At 31.8% G+C, this 23,134-nt stretch carries 26 protein-coding genes; 13 read left to right on the forward strand and 13 right to left on the reverse strand.

The window, feature by feature from the left end:
* The first annotated feature begins 78 nt into the window (after positions 1-78).
* Genes hypE through ACAM25_RS09650 form a run of 7 tightly spaced genes read left to right on the forward strand, consistent with a single transcriptional unit; the run spans position 79 to position 4,083 of the window.
* Positions 79-1,134: a hydrogenase expression/formation protein HypE gene (hypE, locus tag ACAM25_RS09620; protein ID WP_369609513.1), complete on the forward strand. Its 1,056-nt coding sequence runs from the start codon at positions 79-81 to the stop codon at positions 1,132-1,134.
* Positions 1,135-1,146: 12 nt separating this feature from the next.
* Positions 1,147-1,401, forward strand: coding sequence for a hypothetical protein (locus ACAM25_RS09625; RefSeq protein WP_369609514.1), 255 nt, complete (start codon positions 1,147-1,149; stop codon positions 1,399-1,401).
* 1 nt (position 1,402) lies between these two features.
* Complete coding sequence (locus tag ACAM25_RS09630) at positions 1,403-1,681, forward strand: HypC/HybG/HupF family hydrogenase formation chaperone (protein WP_369609515.1); 279 nt, start codon at positions 1,403-1,405, stop codon at positions 1,679-1,681.
* Complete coding sequence (gene hypD / locus ACAM25_RS09635; protein ID WP_369609516.1) at positions 1,674-2,804, forward strand: hydrogenase formation protein HypD; 1,131 nt, start codon at positions 1,674-1,676, stop codon at positions 2,802-2,804. The genes ACAM25_RS09630 and hypD overlap by 8 nt, the downstream gene beginning before the upstream one ends.
* Complete coding sequence (locus ACAM25_RS09640) at positions 2,801-3,532, forward strand: class II aldolase/adducin family protein (protein WP_369609517.1); 732 nt, start codon at positions 2,801-2,803, stop codon at positions 3,530-3,532. Before hypD ends, ACAM25_RS09640 begins: the two co-directional genes overlap by 4 nt.
* A complete protein-coding gene (locus tag ACAM25_RS09645; RefSeq protein ID WP_369609518.1) occupies positions 3,504-3,809 on the forward strand; it encodes a hypothetical protein in 306 nt (101 codons plus the stop codon). The genes ACAM25_RS09640 and ACAM25_RS09645 overlap by 29 nt, the downstream gene beginning before the upstream one ends.
* Positions 3,772-4,083 (forward strand): hypothetical protein, encoded by a 312-nt coding sequence (locus ACAM25_RS09650; RefSeq protein WP_369609519.1) that lies wholly within the window; start codon positions 3,772-3,774, stop codon positions 4,081-4,083. Before ACAM25_RS09645 ends, ACAM25_RS09650 begins: the two co-directional genes overlap by 38 nt.
* Here ACAM25_RS09650 and ACAM25_RS09655 read toward each other — a convergent pair.
* The 4 genes from ACAM25_RS09655 to ACAM25_RS09670 are packed head-to-tail and all read right to left on the reverse strand — an operon-like array spanning position 4,061 to position 6,802.
* The gene (locus ACAM25_RS09655) at positions 4,061-4,291 is read right to left on the reverse strand and encodes a HypC/HybG/HupF family hydrogenase formation chaperone (protein WP_369609520.1); all 231 of its coding nucleotides are present in this window, start codon (positions 4,289-4,291) and stop codon (positions 4,061-4,063) included. The genes ACAM25_RS09650 and ACAM25_RS09655 overlap by 23 nt on opposite strands.
* Positions 4,292-4,296: 5 nt before the next feature.
* Positions 4,297-4,785 carry a hydrogenase maturation protease gene (locus ACAM25_RS09660; RefSeq protein ID WP_369609521.1) on the reverse strand — a complete coding sequence of 163 codons (489 nt, stop codon included), beginning with the start codon at positions 4,783-4,785 and terminating at the stop codon, positions 4,297-4,299.
* Positions 4,782-6,305 (reverse strand): nickel-dependent hydrogenase large subunit, encoded by a 1,524-nt coding sequence (locus ACAM25_RS09665; protein ID WP_369609522.1) that lies wholly within the window; start codon positions 6,303-6,305, stop codon positions 4,782-4,784. Before ACAM25_RS09665 ends, ACAM25_RS09660 begins: the two co-directional genes overlap by 4 nt.
* Before the next feature lie 2 nt (positions 6,306-6,307).
* Positions 6,308-6,802 carry a Ni,Fe-hydrogenase I small subunit gene (locus tag ACAM25_RS09670; RefSeq protein ID WP_369609523.1) on the reverse strand — a complete coding sequence of 165 codons (495 nt, stop codon included), beginning with the start codon at positions 6,800-6,802 and terminating at the stop codon, positions 6,308-6,310.
* Between the two features lie 409 nt (positions 6,803-7,211).
* Here ACAM25_RS09670 and ACAM25_RS09675 point away from each other — a divergent pair, with 409 nt between their 5' ends.
* The 4 genes from ACAM25_RS09675 (at position 7,212) to ACAM25_RS09690 (ending at position 13,074) form a co-directional block, all read left to right on the forward strand.
* Positions 7,212-7,643, forward strand: coding sequence for a HEPN domain-containing protein (locus ACAM25_RS09675; protein WP_369609524.1), 432 nt, complete (start codon positions 7,212-7,214; stop codon positions 7,641-7,643).
* Positions 7,621-7,971, forward strand: a complete 351-nt coding sequence (locus ACAM25_RS09680) for a nucleotidyltransferase domain-containing protein (RefSeq protein WP_369609525.1) — start codon at positions 7,621-7,623, stop codon at positions 7,969-7,971. Before ACAM25_RS09675 ends, ACAM25_RS09680 begins: the two co-directional genes overlap by 23 nt.
* 813 nt (positions 7,972-8,784) lie before the next feature.
* A complete protein-coding gene (locus ACAM25_RS09685) occupies positions 8,785-9,489 on the forward strand; it encodes a hypothetical protein (RefSeq protein ID WP_369609526.1) in 705 nt (234 codons plus the stop codon).
* Between the two features lie 1,536 nt (positions 9,490-11,025).
* Positions 11,026-13,074, forward strand: a complete 2,049-nt coding sequence (locus ACAM25_RS09690; RefSeq protein ID WP_369609527.1) for a thermopsin family protease — start codon at positions 11,026-11,028, stop codon at positions 13,072-13,074.
* A 404-nt stretch (positions 13,075-13,478) separates the two neighbouring features.
* On the opposite strand, the gene ACAM25_RS09695 is transcribed toward ACAM25_RS09690, so the two are convergent.
* The 8 genes from ACAM25_RS09695 to ACAM25_RS09730 all read right to left on the reverse strand — a co-directional run bounded on the left by ACAM25_RS09695 (position 13,479) and on the right by ACAM25_RS09730 (position 19,949).
* The gene (locus tag ACAM25_RS09695; RefSeq protein ID WP_369609528.1) at positions 13,479-13,688 is read right to left on the reverse strand and encodes a hypothetical protein; all 210 of its coding nucleotides are present in this window, start codon (positions 13,686-13,688) and stop codon (positions 13,479-13,481) included.
* A complete protein-coding gene (locus ACAM25_RS09700; protein WP_369609529.1) occupies positions 13,663-14,019 on the reverse strand; it encodes a hypothetical protein in 357 nt (118 codons plus the stop codon). Before ACAM25_RS09700 ends, ACAM25_RS09695 begins: the two co-directional genes overlap by 26 nt.
* 84 nt (positions 14,020-14,103) lie before the next feature.
* Positions 14,104-14,400 (reverse strand): hypothetical protein, encoded by a 297-nt coding sequence (locus ACAM25_RS09705; RefSeq protein ID WP_369609530.1) that lies wholly within the window; start codon positions 14,398-14,400, stop codon positions 14,104-14,106.
* 148 nt (positions 14,401-14,548) lie between these two features.
* Complete coding sequence (locus ACAM25_RS09710) at positions 14,549-15,082, reverse strand: hypothetical protein (RefSeq protein ID WP_369609531.1); 534 nt, start codon at positions 15,080-15,082, stop codon at positions 14,549-14,551.
* Positions 15,064-16,629, reverse strand: a complete 1,566-nt coding sequence (locus tag ACAM25_RS09715; protein ID WP_369609532.1) for a phospholipase C — start codon at positions 16,627-16,629, stop codon at positions 15,064-15,066. Before ACAM25_RS09715 ends, ACAM25_RS09710 begins: the two co-directional genes overlap by 19 nt.
* 45 nt (positions 16,630-16,674) lie before the next feature.
* Positions 16,675-17,661, reverse strand: coding sequence for an energy-coupling factor transporter transmembrane protein EcfT (locus tag ACAM25_RS09720; protein ID WP_369609533.1), 987 nt, complete (start codon positions 17,659-17,661; stop codon positions 16,675-16,677).
* Positions 17,636-19,201 carry an ABC transporter ATP-binding protein gene (locus ACAM25_RS09725; protein ID WP_369609534.1) on the reverse strand — a complete coding sequence of 522 codons (1,566 nt, stop codon included), beginning with the start codon at positions 19,199-19,201 and terminating at the stop codon, positions 17,636-17,638. The genes ACAM25_RS09720 and ACAM25_RS09725 overlap by 26 nt, the downstream gene beginning before the upstream one ends.
* 10 nt (positions 19,202-19,211) lie before the next feature.
* A complete protein-coding gene (locus tag ACAM25_RS09730) occupies positions 19,212-19,949 on the reverse strand; it encodes a hypothetical protein (protein WP_369611656.1) in 738 nt (245 codons plus the stop codon).
* A gap of 310 nt (positions 19,950-20,259) precedes the next feature.
* On the opposite strand from ACAM25_RS09730, the gene ACAM25_RS09735 reads away from it, so the two are divergent.
* Complete coding sequence (locus ACAM25_RS09735; RefSeq protein WP_369609535.1) at positions 20,260-20,715, forward strand: helix-turn-helix domain-containing protein; 456 nt, start codon at positions 20,260-20,262, stop codon at positions 20,713-20,715.
* 339 nt (positions 20,716-21,054) lie between these two features.
* On the opposite strand, the gene ACAM25_RS09740 is transcribed toward ACAM25_RS09735, so the two are convergent.
* Positions 21,055-21,633 carry a TenA family transcriptional regulator gene (locus ACAM25_RS09740; protein WP_369609536.1) on the reverse strand — a complete coding sequence of 193 codons (579 nt, stop codon included), beginning with the start codon at positions 21,631-21,633 and terminating at the stop codon, positions 21,055-21,057.
* 93 nt (positions 21,634-21,726) lie between these two features.
* On the opposite strand from ACAM25_RS09740, the gene ACAM25_RS09745 reads away from it, so the two are divergent.
* Complete coding sequence (locus ACAM25_RS09745; protein ID WP_369609537.1) at positions 21,727-22,983, forward strand: hypothetical protein; 1,257 nt, start codon at positions 21,727-21,729, stop codon at positions 22,981-22,983.
* Positions 22,984-23,134 lie beyond the last annotated feature (151 nt).

The raw sequence follows: 23,134 nt of genomic DNA on the forward strand, positions 1-23,134 counted from the left end.
TTATTTATTTTAAATTTTCAATATTTTAAATTTTGAAGGGAAATCTTTAATATATGCTAAATCAACTTTAATATTGATATGAGTGATCCAAAAAGTGTGATAACTCTCTTACATGGTGCTGGAGGAGCTTATATGCATAATCTCATTAAAGAGTATTTTTTAAAGCTTGATGACAACTTTGGAGAAGTCGGTTTAGGTGTGTTAGATGACGCAGCAGTAATAAACGGAATAGTGTTCACAACTGACTCATATACAGTAAGGCCTATATTCTTTAGAGGTGGAGATATTGGAAGATTAGCTGTCAGCGGAACTGTTAATGATATAGCAATGATGGGAGGAGATCCTATAGCTTTAAGTTTAGCAGTTGTTATAGAAGAGGGTTTCTCCAAATCGGACTTAGCAAAGATTGTGGAAAGTATTAAAAGAACATGTGAAGAAGCTAACGTTCATATAGTAACTGGGGATACTAAAGTTATGGAAAGGAACTCACTTGATAAAATAGTAATAAACACTGGTGGTATTGGTATTGCTTCAGAGGAGTTAAAACATAACTTTAATGTGTTAAGAAAAAGTAGGGAAGTAAAATATGAATGGCTAGTTCCAATGAATATTAGAGATGGCGACAAAATAATCGTATCCGGGACAATAGGCGATCATGCAATAGCAATACTATCATCAAGAGAAGGTGTAGAATTCGAATCCAATATCCAATCAGATGTTATGCCTTTAAACAAAATGATGAAAAAAGTTTTAGAGGTAGGTGGAATAGCAGATGCAAAAGATCCTACGAGAGGAGGATTAGCCGATTTATTAAATGATTGGGCCGAAAAGTCAGGCTTAGGTATATATATAAAGGAGAGTGAGATACCAGTTAAAGAAGAAGTAAGTAGTGCGATTGAGTTTTTAGGATTGGATTTGTTAGAACTTGGAAATGAAGGAAAAGCTGTTTTGGCTGTATCACCAGAAATGGCTAGAGATGTATTAGAGACTTTACATAGCACACCATGGGGTAAAGATGCCTCAATAATTGGGGAAGTAAGAAAAGATATTGAAGGTGTGATATTAGAAACTGTTGTAGGGGGGAAGAGATTAGTAACAAGACCAACTGGAGACCCCGTGCCTAGAATATGTTAAATGGTGAGTAAAGTGGGAAAACTTGTATGTTTAATATGTGAACATGAAGAGGAAGTACCTAAACATTGTGGAGTTGAAATGGATTATATTCTAAAAGGAAATTTTAGAAAAATAGAGTATTTAAAATGTAAGATCTGTGGAGTAGAAAGGGAAGTCCCTAGGCATTGTGGTGTTCCTATGCTCTATATTGACGAAGATTATTTCCCTGTAAGTAAGTTAACTAAATCAGAAATAGAGGAGATGAAAAAGCTTTATTCAGGTGAGTGAAATGTGTGTAGCCTATCCTGGGAAAGTAATTGAAATACATGGTGAATTTGCAAAAGTAGATTTCGGTGCGGGAACAATTAGAGATAATATACTCATAAGTCTAGTTAATGTTAAAGTTGGTGATTATGTTCTAGTTCATGCTGGATATGCTATTCAAGTAGTGGATGAAGATGAAGCAAGAAAGACTATTGAGATGTGGGAGGAGATGACTAAAGAATTAGATGAGGAACAGAAGAAAAAAGATTTATATGAAGCTATAGGTAGTGGTGCAAATGAGTGAGAGACTACCACAAATTTTAAAATATTATAGAAATCCGACACTTGCCAAAAGCATAACAGAAAAAATTAACGAATTAGCAAAGAAAATTGAGGAAAATATATCAATTATGCACGTTTGTGGTTCACACGAATGGACCATAACACATTACGGTATTAGAGCATTATTGCCAGATAATGTTCAAGTAAGAGCAGGACCGGGATGTCCAGTATGTATAACTCCAGCAAAAGATATTGATGATGCAGTAAAGTTAGCATTAGACGGAATTGTTGTGATGACATATGGAGATATGAGCAGATCTAAAGGAACTAAAATGAGTTTACAAGATGCAAAAGCTTTAGGTGCTGACGTTAGAGTAGTTTATGGTGTACAAGATGCTGTACAAATGGCAAGAAAAGAACCAAATAAAGATTTTGTATTCTTTGCTGTAGGAATGGATACTACAGCACCAGCAACTGCTTATGAAATACTCTCTGGCGTTCCACCTAATTTAAGCTTCTTGGTATCTTATAGATATACTCCATCAATACAAGGTTCTGTGATGGAATCTAACGTTTTAGGAATTGACGCTTTTATCTCCGCTGGCCATTCAGCTACAATTACTGGAATGAAACCGTATTACGAATACTTCTTAAGAACAAAAAAACCGGTAGTATTTTCAGGCTTTGAACCACTAGATATATTGCTTTCTGTTTATATGTTACTAAAGCAAATTTATGAGAATAAACCTAAACTTGAAAACGAATATACAAGGGCTGTAACATGGGAAGGAAATGTAAAAGCACAAAATGCAATGGAAAAAGTGTTTGAACTTGAAGACGGTTATGTAAGAGGAGTAGCTGTATTTCCAAAAGCTGGATTTAGGCTTAAAGATGAGTTTAAACATGCAGATACAAGGGAGAAATATGGCTTAAAGAAAGGGATTTCGACAGAAGATGAATATGTTACCGGGGCAAGATGCGGAGAAGTTGTCATGGGACTTATAGATCCGCCAGAATGTCCATTATATATGACTGTTTGTAAACCAGATGATCCTAAAGGAGCACCTATGGTATCTCAAGAAGGTACATGTTGGATTTGGGCACATCACAAAATAACTAACCTTGTGCCTAAGTGTAAGAGGTGACAAAAATAGTCTACATGATTGGTAATACATATTGTAAATTATGCCAAACAAATGAACAACAATTAAAGGAAGAGCTTGTTAAAACTGTAAAAGCATTTTATTATAAAGGATTAGTAACAAATGCTGGTGGAAATCAGAGTGCTAGATTACCCGGAAGTAACAAAGTTTGGCTAACTCCTTCTGGCTATCCCAGAATGAGTTTGTCTCCAGAAGATTTAATAGCAGTTGATCTTGAAGGAAATGTTATAGAAGGAGATTTAAAACCCTCTATTGAAGTTTATGCTCATCTAGAAGTTTATAAGAGAAGACCAGATGTAAATGCAGTAATTCACGCACATGTACCTTATGTAATGGGAGCAACAATATCTGGATTTTTGGAAATAACCCATGGAGAAGCGGCAGCAATATTAGGGGAAGTAAAGATTATCCCATACTATCACCCAGGGACTAAGGAGTTAGCTAAAGCTGTAGGCGAAGCATTTCAGGGTACAGGAATGAAGGTACCCAGAGTAGTAATAACATTAAACCACGGTGCGTTTTCAGCTGGAGCATGTATTCATGAGGCTAGAGCTTTTATGGAAATTTTAGATGAGTGGGCTAGGTTTAATATTGCAGCTAAGGCGTTAGGAGGAATAAAACATAAATTAACGTTAATCGACTTAAGAAAACCAGGAGCAGGGTACATTAGGGCGGTAAAATTTGGAGGAAGAGCAGGTAAAGTGTCTTGAGAATTTAAAGAATGTAATAGAACCAGAAACTGGGTTACCAATAACAGAGTTAGGACTTGTGAGAATTGCAAAAGAAAATGGAGAATTAGTTATAACTTATATACCAATTTCAGCTTACTCTCCTCAAATCTTAGTCATTTCTGTTGGAATTCAATTAGTAAAAGAATGCAATGCTAAGGTTAAAATAGAGAATTATTATTTAGAAGAAGAAATAAATAAAAGACTGGAGGAACTAAGGAATGAACTCTCACGTGTACTTAGCAAAACATCTTCTTGAATTATCAAAAAACTCAAGTGATAATATAATTAAGCTTCAAGCACTTCTTAGATGCGTAGAGGAGTTAGCTATATATAAGTACAAAATTGATGATTCTATGGAAAATTATCAGAAAATAACAATAAATTTCATTAAAAATGATAAGGAATTATATGATTTATATTCTATTGTTCTCGATCTAATATTTTACTATTTATTGGGAGGAGAAAATATTAATGTTAGTGAAATAGAGGAAAAAATAAATGAGAAGATCAATCAGATAAAAGAGATTTAATCTTATCTTTCAAATCTTCTTCTATCTCATTAGGATTTAGAACTTTGATTGCATATCCAGCATGAACTAAAACATAATCACCAACTTTAGCATTAACTAGAGAGATCTTAACCCCTCTTATTATTCCGTTAAAATCAACTTTAGCCTCATCACCTTTAATTTCTATTATACGTCCAACATATGCCATATCATAAGGATCATATTCCATACTTTCTATTTATCTTCCAAAATATTTAGACATTTCTCTTTTACCAGTTTTTCAATATCTGAAACCTCTAAATTTATTTTTACACCAAATTTCTCCATAAAAAGTTTAAATATAGGAAATAATTTTACCATTCTATTTATACATTCTTCCGATAATCTAAAGTTAATATCTACAATATATGGCTTACAAGCAACTACATAAAATTTTTTATCCTCATATAGTTTTAAGACTAGATTTAATCCTAAATCATGTAATGAAAAATCATAATCTGAACTCCTTTTCACCTCATATATCCCATACTCTGAATCAATATTAGCTATATCTAAAAGGACTACTATATCATATTTATTTATATCAATATTAAGTAAATTTGATGTATCAAGATCTATTACCTCAGCTCCTAGTGTGTTATCTTTAATAATTTCAGCTAAACAAGAACCAAAACCATCATCTCCCATCAACCTATTTCCAACACCTACAATAGCCACTTTCATAATAATTTCTCTAATATATGGTCTTTAGTAATTATATGAACTGCGCATGCTGAACAAGGATCAAAACTTCTAATAATTCTTAAAGCATCTAAGCCACTAACCTTTTCAACCTCTTCAGTAACCTTTTGTCCTATTATGCTCTCTTCTACTGGGCCACCATTACTACTAAAGTTCCTATCCGTGGGAGTAATTATTTGATATCGAGATATAATCCCATCCTTTTGAAGTATCCAATGAGCATTTCCACCTCTAGGAGCATCATGAGCCCCAACAGCTAAATTAGTCCCTTTACCTTTATATTGATTAATTTCCTTACTCTCCTCTAAATTCATAATATAGTCGTAAAGTAAACCTACAGTAAACATTCTTGCAAAAAGCCTTTCTACTACATCATTGGCTATATAATCCCATTCATAGTTAAATGCCTTTGGCTTTCCCCTTTGTAATCGATATGAGTAAAGCCTGGCAATATCACCAGTAGTAGGCATAAACTCCTCTGAAGAGAAAACTTGTTTGACAGTAAATAAATAATTACCAGACAATTGCTTTAATTTAGTCTCTTTATTCCATGGATGATGCAAATCAACCTTATTTCCTAAAGGATCTTCAGATACTGTTTGCTCCCAATTGTCATAGGCAGTTCCTTCAGTGTAAACTCTCACACCCAAAAGAATATCAATTAAATTTCTACTTAGAAGCTCTCCTTTACGTATTAACGCTGGAGGAATAAATCTCTTTATACCCCAATTATTCATATCTTCATAATTAGCATTATAATCATGTGAATCTAAGAGTCCGTAAGTTATGAAATTTGCACCTAGATCTTTATAAATATTTTTATAAAATTCTCTTAATTCCGCAGTTACATAGAATAACTTTTCTATATCCTTCTCTATTTCTTTAAGTCCTTGCTTAATCTTTGTAATAACATCTTTATCCCTAATCTCAATACCTCCGACTTTTAAAGAAAGTGGTTGAGGATATCTTAACCATATTAATGTTGCTAAGTCCCTTAATTTCGTTGATATCTTTAGTGCCGTTTTGTAAATTTCCCCTTTGTAATATAAATTATCCATTATGTCTGAAACTTTAGTATATCCATGAATATCACGATATATACTATAAGTATTCAAAGCTTTTTCAAATTGAGACGGAGTAAAAGATGCAACTATAGGTGAAGAGAAATCAATACCTTCAAATATAAACGCAACAGTCACATTATTATACATAATATCTGCTAAAGCATAGGCAACATTTCTTAAATCAATCACACCAGAAGAAGGGTAAATACCAGAAGCCATTTCTAAAGCTTCAATGGAAACTAAAGTATGAGTAGCACCACAAACACCACATATTTTCCCAGCAATATTAGGTGCTAAGTTCAGCTTCTTATTCTTTAAAAGTAACTCAAATCCTCTGAACATTGTTATTTTAACTTTGGCAAAAGTATAATATCCATTCTCTATCTTGGTTTCAATTCCTAAATGACCTTCAACTCTAGTAATTGGCTCTATCTTCATTGCTAACCACCAGAAGTTAAAGCATAGTAAATTGCTGCAATCATCATTTTATCCGAAGCTGGACAACCAGGCACTTCATAAACTCTTTTACCTAAAAATTCGCTTACTCCTACGTAACCTAATTCCCTTATAATTCCCCCATTTACAGCACAAGAACCTACAGCAACAATTGCCTTAGCTTTTTCAGCTAATTTTTTGATTAACTCATTACAAGTCATATCTCCAACATAACAAAGTCCATCTTTATCCTTTGGAATCGCTCCTTCTATCACTAGAACAAAATCTTTTTGTGAAAGAATTTCGTCTAAGTATTCCTTCCCACATTTCTCTTCACAAATGTTAGAGTAAAGTTTGAACGGAGAAGAATGAAAGAAAAGATTTTCCAAAGACTTACAGCCACTTTTCAGTATATTTACACTTTCACCAGAACATGATTGAGCCTCAATCCAAACTATATTACTCTTTAATACTTTCTCTAACGCTTCACAATAATCCATAATAACTTTTTTACATAAAAAAATATATGTTTTTCTGAAGACTTTCATCTAGGTATCAGATAAGCATATATTGTATTTAAAAAGAACAAAGAAAAGAAAAATAATTAATGATTAGAGATGATAATAAATATAAACATAGAAAAATTTCAGCACTTTACTAACTCTTTTCTCTATAAATAGAATAACAGAAATCATTAGCAGAATAAATGAAACTGTAAGAAGAAATAGAAACAACATATACAGAGAAGTAATGTTAGTATTAAGACTTCTCTTTTATTTAGTTAACATTAAATAAATCGTTTTTAACCTACATGTATGGATCTTATTTATTTGATCTTATGAAGAGATAAACTTATTTTGCGTCAATAACTAGGATAAAAATATAATCTGAAACATTACATTTCTCTCCATGAGTGGTTATAAAGTACAAATAATGAAGAAAACTGCCTTACAGTTTTTGAAAGATGCAAAGAGAGACTTAGAGGAAGGAGGTTATAATAATGCAATATTTTATACTGAGGAAGCAGTTCAATTATACATAAAGGCTGTGCTATTTGAGCTTTTTGCTACTGAAATTAGATCTCATGACTTACGTTCTCTACTTTCTTCTCTTTCCTTAAGCTTAGAGGAAAGTGGATATACAAGATTTTCCCAAGAAATTAAGGATTTGACACGAATTTACAGAAACGCTTTAATAGACCTTGAGGATGCATATATTGATAGTAGATATGGAGGGATAGAATATAGTAAAGAACAAGTGGAAGAGTTAATTGAAATTGCCGAAAAGATTATTAATAAACTGGAGGAAATAAGCAAAAATGTCAAGCTGGGTAAAGAATAAATTTAAGCACTTAGCCAGATGGAGAGAATATGCTGAAATGATTTTACGCTCAGCTAAGGAATTTGATAACAACGTTAAGGTTTACGTCTTTGGTGGAGTAGCTGAGGATAGAGTAACAGTGCTTAGTGATATTGACATATTACTTCTCTTTCCTGGAAAGCTGACAGATAAGGAAATAATAGAACTTAGGAGAAACATATTTTTAAACGCTGTAGATAAATACGGTTTACCCTTTGATGCCCCAGTTGAACTTCATGTTGTTGATGAGGAAAGAGCTAAGGAGTATTTTAGAATAGCTAAAAAAATGATTTTAATTACTCAAGATTAGTAAGTGTATCCATAACGTTCAGTAATAAATCTTTCGTCAAAAATTTTGGATACTTATATAAGTATAATCGTTAAGGTATAAATTATTTCTATAACTTTTCAACATACTTTCATTTTAGTCTTGTCTTTATATAGAGATTCTAATGCTCTGAATTTATACGACACTATGACAGTTTGAAGTGCATATCAAAAATACAAGGTCGATAATGCTATTTTAGTCTTAACTGGGAACGGTCTAAAATCACTTCTTTTCTAAAGATCATCTCTTTGAACTTATCATGTTCATCTTTCCTTAAATAAACTTCCCTTTCATTACATTCCTTAGATTGTCAGATGAATATCAAGACATATTAATGTTATACGGAGTTACTATAAAGCTCTATTGTAAAATTACCAAGAAGATATTTATAAAAAATACCTAAGTAAGTATATAGTTTTATCCTTAATAAGTTCTCTTTAAGGTTTATCTTCTCTTGGATATAAATCAGTAAAGAATTGAATTTCTTAATAGAATAAAAATCAATGATATAATAAAGGATAAGAGTAATTTTATTTATCTTCTTAATATAATTAGTATTACATTTGCTATTATAATTAACAACTAAGATAAGTATATTTCTTACTTATTCATTAACATTTTTAAAGCTACATATATAATTTCTATCATGGGATTAAATTTAACTGTTTCAGATATGAAAATTCTTGCTTATGTATTGCACAAAATCAATACTGATGGAGAAGTAAAATTAGATAGTTGAAAGAGAAGTTTAAAAGCAAGTCTCCCCAAAAGATCGAGAATCTAATTAAGGAGTGTATGGAAGCTAATGGGACTGTAAAAATTGAGGATGGAAAGATTAGAAAAGGCTCAGTTTTCGAAAGGTATGAGAATAGGAAAATAGGATATTATTTTTCATATAATATATCCTTTGTTGTTGATGTTTCAATCTCTCCAGAAGGTAATGTGGGTAAAAGTTATGACGTAATTGGAATACCAGTTCATTCAACTACAAAGCTTATTGCAGTAGAAACTCTATATTATAATAAAGAAATTAAAGAAGTTCTAGCTAGATGTAAAAAGATAAAAATATTAGATCCATTTAATTTAGGTATTCCTAATGTTGATTGTGAGGTAAGTAAGGATAAAGATTCTATCAAAGTTATATACTATCCTAATCCTCCTCTTCAACCTGGGCATATAATAAAATGGGGAGCATACTTCTGGCACAAAGGAGTATACTATAATAAATTAGAAGAAATTTTAAATGAACAGGGTGTGGATTATGAGGGATCGGGTGCAGCAATATCTGATCCAACTTATTATTTAAAAATTAGAGTAGAACTTCCATGGACACCAACTTGGGTTGATGCAAATGAAGCTACGATATTACCCGTAAATAGGTTAAGTCTTGACAACATAAAAGCTAAGCATAATTTTACTCAACGGGGAAACATACTTATTCTTGAGGTTATAAATCCAGAATTTTTACCGTATATTATCAGATGGAGACCTCCCTCATAGTCATTTTGTGAAAATCCTAATGAAGAGTTAATAATTATTTAACTAGTAGTGTTTATAGTCTGATGAGTAGTGATATAAAGAAAGCAAGAGAATTAATTAATCGAGCCAAATTGATGAACCGGATACTCCTAAAGAGCTTGAGGAGATAATAATTAAAGCTTAATCCAAATGATAGACCAACAGCTTATAAAATTAAGCTAAAAGATGCAAACAACACTCAACTTCCAACATAAAATTAAAAGTTAGTATGAAAAATATTAAATTTGAAAGTTTTTATTTCAATCTACTATTTAGAAATTAGAACTTAATTTATCTAAAATTTGAATTTATTTTAAATTTATGTACAGCTTTACTTTGTTAATTTTAAAACTCTATGCATACATAAATTTAAAACATTAAAAGTACATAGGACTTTCTCAAAAAATTATGAGGATTTTAAAATTACATTTACTATAGACATTACACTATTTAGTGAATTAGCCCTACATTGCCCAATAATTTATTGACGAACTACCATCAGTAGTTATTATAAATTCACCATTATATAAGATGTTCCTCCAGAATTATATGAACTTTTAAATAATCATAATTTAATATAAGTTATTTCTTTCTCTTCTTCTACATTTATTATAGTAAAGAATTGAAAAGTGATAGTGTTAATGTAGAAGCTGATGTAATATATGAAGAGGAAAAAAGATAGCTGAGATGCGTAAAGTCTACTAATCTACTAGCGAGGAAAACAAGATCCCGGAAAAATAATACAACTCTTTGATGCACTTGAGCAAAAAGTAGAGCTCATGTTAAATCATATTAAATCTAATACACTAATTTTAGATGAGTCTTTATGTAGAATTATTTTACGAAATAGGTTACTCTTATCTCGGTATTATGATTGAACAAAACCCCATCTAGTTAGCTTAAATACAAGAAATTAACAAAGTACGTATAATACATAACTTAACTAACACATCAGGATTTTATAAGTTAAGACTTCTCTCTTTTTAGGAGTAAAGACTAAACAAATAGTTTGCTAGACTATAACAACGAACTACTAATCATTTCTTATAAGGCAAAGTTAGCTACATACGACAAAAGATTGAGAAAAATAGCAATAAGCAAGAAAATTGAGGTCATTCCTTGATTAATTAAAAGAGGTATCTTCTGTCTCTGTTATTGGCCAGCATGAATATCTTGAGGGTCTTTTCATAAAATCAGATAAAGGCAGCCTATTTAGTCACTCATAAGTTGAAAACTAAAATAATAAGTCAACATGTACATTTATTTCTAACAGTCAAATTTATTAACTCACTATAATTTCATCTTTACTAGATCTAGTTCTAAAATAGTTTTTCACATTCAATTATCATGATTTCAAAGAAAACATTATGTCATTTTTCATGAGGTATAATGTGAATAGGATTTATTCTAAGGAATATTTAACGTGAATAAAGATAAACCCCAAGAAATAGACGCATTTAAAAGCAATACCTAGAAAGAGATAGAAAGGTTTTTAAAAAGCCTTCCAGCTTTTCACTTATGCGATGGTTAATCCTCATCATGTTAGGCCTAGTCTCTGTAGTAACCTATGCATCATATCCAACCGGAATATCAGCCCATAATGGACCAATATTTACTAATGCTGTACTAGGATTTGTTGCAATTCAAAGTTTGCTTGCATATAATTCGTCATTCACATCCTGTCCCTACGGTGCGTCTGTCCAGTTGAATGTAGTATTACAAGTAAATACAACAAGCGGAACATACTATTATTGGTTGCAAGATGTTGGATCTTTTTTAACAAATATGTCAGAAATGAACTTCTGTGATAATGTATGGAACTCTACTGCACCTTACGCAAACATAACACAAATTCAAGGATATGGAAGTATATATCAGGCCACTTATAATGTAAATGGAGGTCACATAAATGTATCATTCTACGCGTATGGGACTAATTTCATATATTATGAGCCACTTTATTCGTTCTACTTACTTATAAACGAATCATATAACTCCTCTGGCGTAAAAGTTAGTTTCGGATACTTGATATTAACCAATGATAGTAAACCAATCCCACCACAATTAGTCATTTACGATAATGTTTTCATCCCAGTAAAAGGAATAACTTCAGCATCAATCATTATAAACGATTCGTATACTCCTTGGGGAGGTCTAAAAGATGCAGAACTTGTTTGGGGTGGATATGCTGGCGGTGAGCATACTACTTTCCTAAATATGTCTTCATGGTTAGCTTTGTATTACAACGAAAATAATCAGTGGCGCTCGTTCAATTTAGTTTATACATATGGAAATGACACTGCGGAATCTGCAGATAACTTGCACGTTACTATTTCACACGGCTTTGCTTATGTAACTACCGGTACACCTAATCCTACAAGTTTCACTGTTAACTTTGTTCCTCCATACTTAACATATGTTAACATTACCTCACCAGTTCCGTTTTACATTAATGGAACCTTAGTAAATAAAACGACAATTGCTGGATATGTTGATGAACCAATAACTATACAGTTTATCAAGAACTATACAGCAAACTCTTCAGCATTTGCAATATTAAGTGGACCACAAACATTTACAATTTATCCTTCTGATTTACTTCCGACTCAATACTACATAAAGGCCAATTACACTTGGTATTACTTAGTCAACGTTTACACGCCAGTACCAGTTAAAGCACTTGTTAACGGAATAAAAGAGCAACTTAAATCTGGTTACTATCCAGAGGGCACAATAATAGAAATATATAATCAAACTTACTATTATTCACCCACGCACAGAGTAATAATAACTCCCAAAACAATAACTATTAACTCACCTACTAACATCACAGTTACTGGAACAACTCAATATTATGTAAATGTTTCGTCGCCAGTACCAGTTTACGCTCTTGTTAACGGTAGTAATGAGACACTAACATCTGGTTGGTTTAATGCAAATACAACCATTCAGATCTTTAATCAAACTTACTATTATTCATCCACTCACAGATTCATAGTTAAGCCAATGACCGTTACTGTTACATCACCTACAAATATTACTATTACTGGAGTAACACAGTATTATCTGAATGTATCATCACCAATACCTATTTACGCATTAGTTGACGGTAAGAACGAAACATTAAACTCTGGATGGTATAACGCAAACACGTCAATTAACGTAGAAAACATAACATATTATCCGGAAAATGGCGAAAGATATGTAATAGTTTCAGTCTCACCGTCTTTTACATTTACTTTTAACTCGTCAATATCACTTAACGTGAAAGTTGTCAAGCAATACTTAGTTACAATCCAGTCCTCATACCCAGTAACAATTAATGGTGTTACAACTAATCAAGAATGGGTAAATGCTGGGTCAGCCATAACTCTAAACGCTAACTTGCCATTTTACTTGACAGGAAGTTTCACTGGAACTGAAAATGTCCCATTAGGAGGAAGCATAGTTGTAAATCAACCAGTAAATGAGACACTTACCGCTTCAGTAAGCATTGAATTCATCGCCCTTATTCTGGTTATAGTCCTTGTAGTGATAGGTGCTGTTGTTTTGGCAAAGAAAAAGTAATGAAAAACTTTTCAGTTTTTAAGTTAATGCATATCTTTTTTCATCAGTCTTGGCTACATTAACGAAAAGGCACTGAAATTAAAGAACCCAATGAGGACTAAGAATATTTCGTTAGGCACTTTCAGAAACACTAGAATTGATATAACCCCTCCAAGTGTTGAAATTGCGTAAATTATTCTCCTTCCAACCCTATCAGAGAGCAACCTAAGTAATGGTTGTCCTATTATTGCAGCAGCTAAAGCTTATTACTTCACCTAATTGTACGTTGTAGGAATACCCATAATTCTCAACAAGTAGTGTTGGTAAGAACTAAGATATTCCTTGCCCAAATATACTTCTTAATAAGGAAATAACTATGAGGAGAATAATTACGCCAAGCGTTGCCCTACTCATTTGGGAATTTGCTAGTTTCTTGGGATCAGCCCCTCTTCAAGAATTTTCACTTTTAGCATAAAAGAAGGTAAAGCTGCTATAACTGATACAATTCCTAAAATTATTGACGCTAAGCACATGTCGTTATGGAGAATTGCAAACAATATCAACGTTAATGTTAGGTAAATTGCCCTTCCTAAGCTTCCCATTGAGCCGTTAAATACCAATATAAGGACCACCATAACCACTAATAGCCTCCCAACTAGCTTCACCTTCTAATTCAGTATATAAAGATAACAACTGATAATTATCGTATTTATTTACGTTATTGCTTACTTGTATAAAATTGAGTGGTACTGAAATATTTACGAAATAAATGCCAAAATATTCAGGCAAATATTGTACTCCATCAGCATAAAATGGTGGTAGTGATTTGTTATATACAGTTATTATATTCATTTTATAAGCATAAACTGGCCTACTACCAGCTGATGAATTAACAAAATATGCATTTCTCTTGCTTGCCAATTTCATAATTTCTTGGTTTATTGCTGTATTATTTATCTTTATCATTTTTGGTATAACATTTATTACACCAACAATTTGTATACCAACATTGTTTATAATCCAAGATCGATTGTATTCGATTTCTTCAGCCTAGAAATAAGTCTTATTTCCGTTGATATAAGTAGCTATGACTAATAAAGAAGTGTTAACTTTGCCTAACCAAGGTTTCCATGGAGATATGTAAGGTTTAATCTCTGAGAAAGAGATTTTAAAAGAATTAGTATAAGACTGTGTTAAGAATTTAACCGTGTGAGGTAAATTAACAAAGACTGTAATCAATGTAGGAGTTAAAGTACCATCAACGTAGGATTTAATAATAAATGAGGGGTCTGATGATTTAAAGTATTCAACATAACCATCACTTGTAGTATAATAGCTAAACAACACGGGGTGAAATAAATAAAATATACCAAAAGAAGAGTAAGTAAAACAAGAAAAGTAATTAATAAACTGAAGCTTTTGTTATTAACTCTAAACTTCACATTCTTTCTTTCTCTATTCTTATATTTAAAATTGTCCAATATATTCTCTTTTTTCAAATGATGCCACTAGTTAAAATAATAAATGCCACAGTATATAGTATTCCTACAGCAATATACTTCATAATTTTCCTTGATATTTTTAGAACTATCTCCTTAAAGATTATCAAAGACCAAATAAAACCGATTAAACCACCAACAATACCCATATAACTTCCAGTCATAATCCAGGAACTAACTGAAAATAAATCAACTTCGATTCCCTCAGCAATTATCCCTAAAAATGAAGTAAGAAAAGCAGTTTTAGGTTCTGGATAATCATCTTTGTATAAGAAAAATGTAGCCAGAGAAATGAAGATAAAGCCTAACAAAAGCTTAAGAAAATATTCGCTAGTATCAGATATTAAAATTGGTAGTATCAGATACGTAGAATAGAGCATTAAAACTACTGCAATAACCCCAGAAAGAGCACCTATATTTGCCATTCTCTTATCTTTAATTGAACTTAAAGCCCAAAACATTGACATTTCAAATCCTTCAAAACTGCAAGGTAAAAAAGAGGAAATAAAAGCTACCTCTGACGTATCCATCTCGATCTACCTTTCCTTAAATAAATTACACTAGAAGCTAAGAAACCAATTAGTGAAGAATACATATAATATTCAGCTATGAATGAGTAAACATTGTAAACGTTATTGTAATATGCTGATATTCCCAAACTAACTAGGAAAAGCAAAATTGAAGGTATTATAAGCCTTGTTCTCTTGATTCCAGCAAACAGAAGAATCAAGGCTAAAAGCTCCACTGGAAATAAGAAGCTCATAGCTGGTGCTGGGTAAACTTGAGCATAAGATTTATAATCATTAGGAACCTTAGCAATATAACCATAATGAACAGGATATTGTAATTTCAAAGGATAGCTCCAGTTTTCTGGAGTTAAAATTATTGGAGGCCTTGGTGAGGAGGAAAAGTTAAACGCTTGTAAAAGACCTTGAACATCGCTATTTTCAACATAAGATGTTAGCCATGGTAGATGCCAATTATAATCTATGAAAGCTAACAAAGTATAACCACTTAACGTATAGTTATCTATCCATCCCTCTTTAGCATAAGGAGAAATTATTAACAATGGAATTCTTTGACCTAAACCATAATAGTTAATTGATGGAGGTGTAATACTATCATAATATCCTCCACCCTCATCAAAAGTTATGAAAATCACGGTAGAATTCCAATAAGGACTTTCCATAACGGCATTTATAACCTTAACTAACTCTACTTCTCCAGCAGTGATATTGTAAGGAGGATGCATATCGTAATAGTCATCACCACAACCAATGAACATAACCCAACTTACTGCAGGTAAATTACCATGCTTTAAATCATAATAAAAGTCATTAAGTGAATGGACATTATTCAAAGGCATTCCTATAAATGCATTTAAAGGCCATGGTGTACCTCCATAGTAATCATATACAAAATAACCCCAACTTATATTATGTGAGGAAAGTTGATAGAAAATGGTTTCATTATAAGGAATTACCTCAGAAGCTTCATCGCTGTAAAAGTTTGGAGGAAAGCCAGTCAAATAAGCAACTCTATTTGGTTCAGTTAACCCTAAGACTGGGGCAAAGTAGTTATCAGCTAAAACGTATTCTTCTGCATAGTCCCATAATATCCAGGCTTGTTGGTAAGAGAAGTAAGCCATTGATTGTGGACCAGAATAATAGACGAAACCTAATGGCTTACCAAACCAATAATCACCATGATATGCACTCCACCCTTCATAGGGATCTACAGTATCATATGCATTAGCATAATATGGATGTGAAACACCAGCAAAAGGTAGCCAAGGAATATTTGGAACACTAATCCACGTTAATGTACCGTCTTTACTTTCTTCTAACTGAGTATAATTTTGATAAAGCCCTTCAGGCCACATTACTGAAAGTGTAATGTTATTTACTATAGGAGGCCATCCAAAAGGATATGTTCCAAATAAGTTATCGAAAGAGTGATTCTCTTCGATAATAATTATTACATGCTTTATTGGTGTTGCTGTTTCTGCATGGCTAATATTTACTGTTGGAAGGAGAAAAAGAAAGGTTAGGAGTAAAGTAATTATCATTCTTTTCATATATCATCACTATAGAAATTAAATTTTAGTTTAAAAAATTGTGTTTCATAAACCAACATAGGGTATACTTCTACCAAAACCTACCATATTAGTAACTATTGCAAGAATTATTAGAGAAATTATTACTCCAAACATTATATAATCATATTTTGTTATAGGTGGTTCTTTATACAAAGTCCTACTTTGATATGCCCTAAATGCTCTTGTATCAGCTGATATTGCTAAACTCTTAGCTCCCCTAAATAGATAAACCATAGTTGGAACAATTGCCATAATTCCACCATATATTAAATAAAAAGTTCTTATCACTCTAGGTTTTCCATAACCTAATCCCCTTAACATTTGCATTTTTATTGAAGTATCCAAAAGTTCAAAAATCTTAGGAATAGTCTTAAAACCGACCATTAGAGAGAAAGTTATTGCTAAAGGCACTTTAATTTTAGTAAATGATCTGAATAAGTCAGACACAGAAGTAGTTACTACAAGGAGGAGAGCAGCAACTAAAGTTGCAGTTACTCTAAAGGCGGTTTGTACACCATATATTAAAGCTTGTAAAGTTAAATCTGGTACATAACCCATTGCTGAGAAGTAACTTGGCCAAACCCATACAACTATTGGTTGCTGATTTGGGAAAACTTGTTGAAGAATATAAGGAGGAGTATAAGGAGCTATAGCCCATGTTGAGCCTACTAATGAGGAAATTGTTAACATCACTACATAACCAAACTTCTTTAAACCGTTATTGAGAGTCAAATAGAGAGGAAGGATTGTTAAAGTAAGTAAAGCTCCTATCCACCAAATAGTTACTGAAGCCACTATCATTACTACGATTCCAAAAGCTATTTTCGTTATTGGGTTTACCTTATAAAGAAATGTTGTTCCCTTTTCATACTTAGTAAGCTCTACAAACCCTTTTAAGCCAATAAGCCAGAAAATCAGTAAAACCGGTAACGCTACTCCAAATAAGACTAAATACCAACTAATAATATTTTGGAGTAAAGGATTTTCATATAAAGAAGTTAATAGAGCCATATTTACTCACCAAGTACTCTGTTGGAGGATGAATACCTAAATCTTCCCTTACAAATATTTCTTCAGGTTTACCTTCAGCTATTATCTTTCCTTCATTCATAACTAAAACCTTGTCACAGAATTTATCTACAAAACGAGAATCATGAGTAACTATAAGAAAAGTGAAACCTTTATCTCTTAGGTTTTGAACTTCTTTTCCTAACATGTATCTATGATACCAATCTTGACCGCTAGTTGGTTCATCCATTAATATTATATCAGCACCAGATGCAATAACTGAAGCCATAGCTACTCTCCTCCTTTGACCCATAGAAAGCAAAAGTGGATCTTCTTTCCTTATTTCGTATAAGGAAAACATTTTTAGTATTTCCTCTAATCTCTCTTTAGAGTACATCTTTCTACTTTTCATTGGGAAAGATACTTCATCCTCAACAGTTCTTTTAACTAACATTACGTCAAAGTTTTGAGGCAAATATGCAATATACATTCCTCTATCCATGATACTAGCTTTTGACAAGTCCTTACCCTTAACAACCAGTTTAGCCTCATTGCCTAACTTTCTATCATCTAATATACCCATTATTGCCTTTAATAATGTTGATTTTCCAGCTCCGTTATTTCCCATAAGAGCAACAATTTCCCCTTTCTTAAGTTTAATTTCAGAATCAACTAGAACTTTTCCACTTCTCTTAACCCAAACTTTAACCTTAGCATAAAGAATTTCTTCTTCTCCTTCTTTTCTAGCTGGAGGAGAGTACTTATAATTATCCAAAGAACCATATTTCTTCATATAAAGATAGTACTCTGGGATTTCAACTCCGGCTTCACTTAAGATATCAGATTTTTCAACTAATTCATCTTTCAGAACATCAAAAACTATCTTGCCTTTATCAACTAAAATCACTCTATCTATAAAAGGTAAAACTCTTTCTAATTTATGTTCAACTATAATTAATGTCCTTCTCTCCTGTCTGAAAAACTTTATTAAATTAAATATTTGGGCTGTTCCCTTAGGATCAATATTTGATGTTGGCTCATCTAAAATTAAAGCCTTAGGTTCCATTGCTAAGACAGAAGCAATAATAGTTCTCTGTATTTCGCCACCAGAAAGAGTTAGCGTATCTCTATCAAGCAAATGATAAACCCCAGCAATTTTTGCAGAATTTTCAACTCTTTTTCTTATTTCCTCCTTAGGAAGCATTAAATTCTCAGGTCCAAAAGCGATCTCATCTTCAACAGAATAATTAAATGATTGCATCTCCGGGTCTTGCAATACTGTGCCTATATATTTGGAAAGTTCAAAAATAGGAGTTTTCCTAGGATCTTTACCAAAAACACTTATCTCTCCTTTAACATCAGCCAAAATCATATTTGGGATTACTCCATTAAGAACATTAACTAAAGTTGATTTTCCAGAACCCGACTTACCAACAATAAGTATTGATTCTCCTTCCTCAATTATTAATTCATCAACAGTTAATGATGGATTTAGCCTACCTTGATAGGTTACTTTTAAGTCCTTAACTTCAATACTACCCATTTATTACACCTTAATGCCCTACAGCCTTCACAATTCTTAAAGCTAGTATACTAGCAATTATTCCAAACACAACATCTCCCGGAATAAATGCTTCAAGATGAAATGTAATTTTTGCCCAGTTTGGTGCATAAGCGTAAATAAATGGTCCTATAAAGCCATCGTAAAATATTGGATCTGGAATTGCCCACAAAAATCCTAAAATTCCTCCTTCAACTACAGCAAGAACTGTAGTTAACATAGTAGCTCTTTGTATATTATCACCATTTCCTTTAGGAACGTATCCTATTCCAAATAATTTACCTCCAGTTATAGCAATCATTATATCTACAAAAAGACCGTAAGTCAATGATTCATATATGAAAAACATTGGTTCTCCTCCAAAACCATAATGGAATATATCACTAAGAAGATCAAAGATAAATAATGTTAGCATTCCGCTTCCAACTTTTCTCACTAGTGCCGCTACAATAAATACTATTACCATTCTGCCCCAAAATCCAACACCTATAAACGGTGTACTTGGTAAGAATCTACCTATAAATGAACCAATGTAAAATTCCCAGACTACAGCAAATGCAGCACCTATTCCAATGTAGACTAAATCTAAAGTGGTAAATGCTTTTAGTCCTCCACTTTTCTTTCCATAATAAAAGGCAAAGAGTAATGCTAAAGCAAAGTAAATAACTACTATTTCCCAAGGTATTTCTCCTGGTTCATTAACTGCCCCAGTAATTCCATTAAATCCCATCTTTAACCACACGTTATTTTAATTTATCCATTATATAATAATTTCGTATATACTCTATATACATTGTTAAATTCAACATAGATCTAAATAAACTATATATAACTATATATGTTGTTCTGTATGAAGAGATTTTAACAAAATTTATCATTATAAATATTATACAAATTGTAGTTTTAAAATACTTTTACCCATTAGGGAGATTTATACTTTTAAAAATGTAGAATAGTATAATATTTATATTGTTTATATTTAAAATTATAATTATCAAGCGGAGAAAGAAATTTAAGTAAGCAATGAAAGATAAGAAAATATGGATAAAATAGATATACCAAAAGAGCTCAAACCTCTAAGCTTCGTATACGACTTAAATGAAAGAGAGCTTGAAATTTTTCTTTACTTAGCTAAATCAAAGAAGGAACTAAACGCTGATGAAATATCAGAAGCATTAGACATAAGTAGATCTTGCATAATGGGATATATTAAAAAATTAGAAAATAAAGGGTTATTACTAAAGAAGAGAGACGTAAGAATTACTAGAAGAGGTAAACCACAATACGTATATTTCGTAGATAATAAAAAAGTAAAAGAAAAAATCCTTGAAGATATTATAGAGTTAACTTATGAATTAAGGAAATCACTAGCGAATTATATAGATCTTAAAGATCGAATAGCAATGGCTTGGCCTAGTAAAAATAATAATGAAAACGGTAACTTACCTAAAAGAACTAAAAGTACAACTGCTGTAGAACAAAATAATGAAGCATAATTTAATCTCTTCACACGATAATCACTGTATATCCAATAATATTCAAAACTTAAACCTATTAAACCTGCAATTAAAATCAAATAACCTACTAAAAAGAGAGGATAAAACACATAAGATAGTACTATTAAAGGAGAACCAATAATTATAAGAAAAGATGATAAATAACCAACTTTATGGCCAGCACTAAGTCTTAGAAATCCTTGTCTGAAACTAATTCCAGCTAAAACAGTAAGAAGCATTGAAACAACTAACAAGACGTTTATATAACTAGATAAGCCAAAAAGCACAGCAAAGGCAAATAGGAATAAAGCCCCCCTGCTAATATATTTAAAGCCTACATTATAAACTCCCTTTTTCCTCGACATTTTTCAAACCCTCCCAGAATTGTAACTCATAATATTGAATCATTTTTGCTATTTGAAAATATCTACTATTATCATACCTTTTCATTATCTCCTCAGCCTTATTTTCATCCACACTTACATTAGCAAATAACTCCAAAAATCTTACATCATATTTTCCCTTAAATCTGTCAGCTAACCTTTTACAATTATAAGCCCAAATTGGCAAATTGACAACTAAAGCTAAAACTTGCTCACCTGGATTTGCATAGTTTGCTAGCCATGAAAGATAATGAGTATAAGACACAACTAAAGGGATAGGCTCTCTTTTCTTCTCTGCTACTTCCCTCAAGATCTTTAACCCCTCATAATCGCCTTGCATTGCATTAATAAAAAAGTCCAATTCATCTTGTTCTTTTGCTCTTGAAACCATAATTGCTAAGGATCTTAAATCATGATTAACTATATACCACTGTTGATCGTAAAATAACTTAAGAGTTTCAACAGAATTGAAGAGTTGATGAGAGTAAATAAGCGAATTAACATCTGATATTTCCTTTCTTATCTCGTTTAACATAATTTATTATACTCTTTCTATTTTTAAAAATTTTATTAAGCAAAATCACATAATGAGTTCAAATATTTTTACCCCCGACTCTGAAATGTACTTATGAAAGTTCTGATAGTCACATTTTGGGACCATATAAATTTTGCTAATAGTAAATTTACTGTCTTTGATGAAAAAGGAGAGATAACATCAGTTACCTATGAAGGAATTAATGAAACTTTTGCTGAAGCTGACTTTTTAAAAGAAAACAAAGTGGATGTAAAAATTTCAGCATTTTTACCTACAACGCTTTCATACATTTTAAACGATCCTCCTCCAGATTATACTCAATTAGTAAGTGTTCTGGAAAGTGAAGTCAAAAATACTGTGCCTAAAGTCGATTACATACATATTCTTCCATCTGAAGGAGAGTTCAAAAATCATTTTCACAAAGAGAGACTAGGTAATTTTCACTTTTTCTTTTACAATAAACTTTATGAAGATTTAGTAAAAGAAACTCCTGATGTAATACTTTTAGACTTAAGTAGAGCTTTCTCTTATTTTCAAGCTTATGCTACATCAGCTACTCAGTTAGCAGTAGAAAATTATGTAATAACTACTAACAAAAGAGATACATTACTAATTGAATTCACTAACGTAAATAATATTCTCACTCCTCTTTTCATTAAAGATTTTAAGAAAATAGACTTTTATAATTATTTAACTAAAAATATTAAATTATCTACAGCGAAAGGCTTTAGCACGCAAGGTAAATCAGAATTATATGGTATTGGAAAATCTCTAGAATTAGGTTTTCCATTAGCGTTATTTTACCTTCTTAAGAACGTAGAGAAACTTATTTCACCAGAAGAATTCGAAAAAATGATTTTGAACTCAATCAAAGTTAACAAAAGTGAGAAATACGAAGTTATTGCTGATTTTGAGGCTCACGTTACGGCTCCTTATTATTTCATTGGATATCACTTTGTAAATCAATATAGAAAATTAGCAGAAGAAGAAGTTACAATAGATCTTTTAGAGAAATTTTACGAATTATTTAATGAGCCACAAAGGAATCTGATTTCTAGAGAAATCCAGATACTTAAAGACCTCAGCAAAATACCTAAAGAAGAGGGAGAGTATTTACTTGATTATTTAATAAAGTTAGGAAACACTAGGCTCATAGATTGGCTAAAAGGTGAGATAAATGAAGAAGAAAGAGAAGAATGTGAAATAAATGAGAAAGAAATGTATTCACATGCTGGTTTAGGTAGGAAATTTACTAAAATAGAAGTAAAAGAGGGAAAGATTGTTGTTAAATATACTGAAAGCTGTTTAGATGAAATACTTAGTTGGGTAAAAAATATCGGAAAAGAATAACTTTTTCTGAATATAATTTTATATTATAAACACTACAATTTTATAACTTTGTGCTCGAAAAATCAATTACTAAACCCTTCCAGTAGTTAGGCTAAAGCCTTAACAACTTCTTCAGCAACTTTATCTAAAGCTTGAATAGCACCACCCTTGT

The organism is Sulfurisphaera javensis, assembly GCF_041154675.1.
Lineage (GTDB): Archaea > Thermoproteota > Thermoprotei_A > Sulfolobales > Sulfolobaceae > Sulfurisphaera > Sulfurisphaera javensis.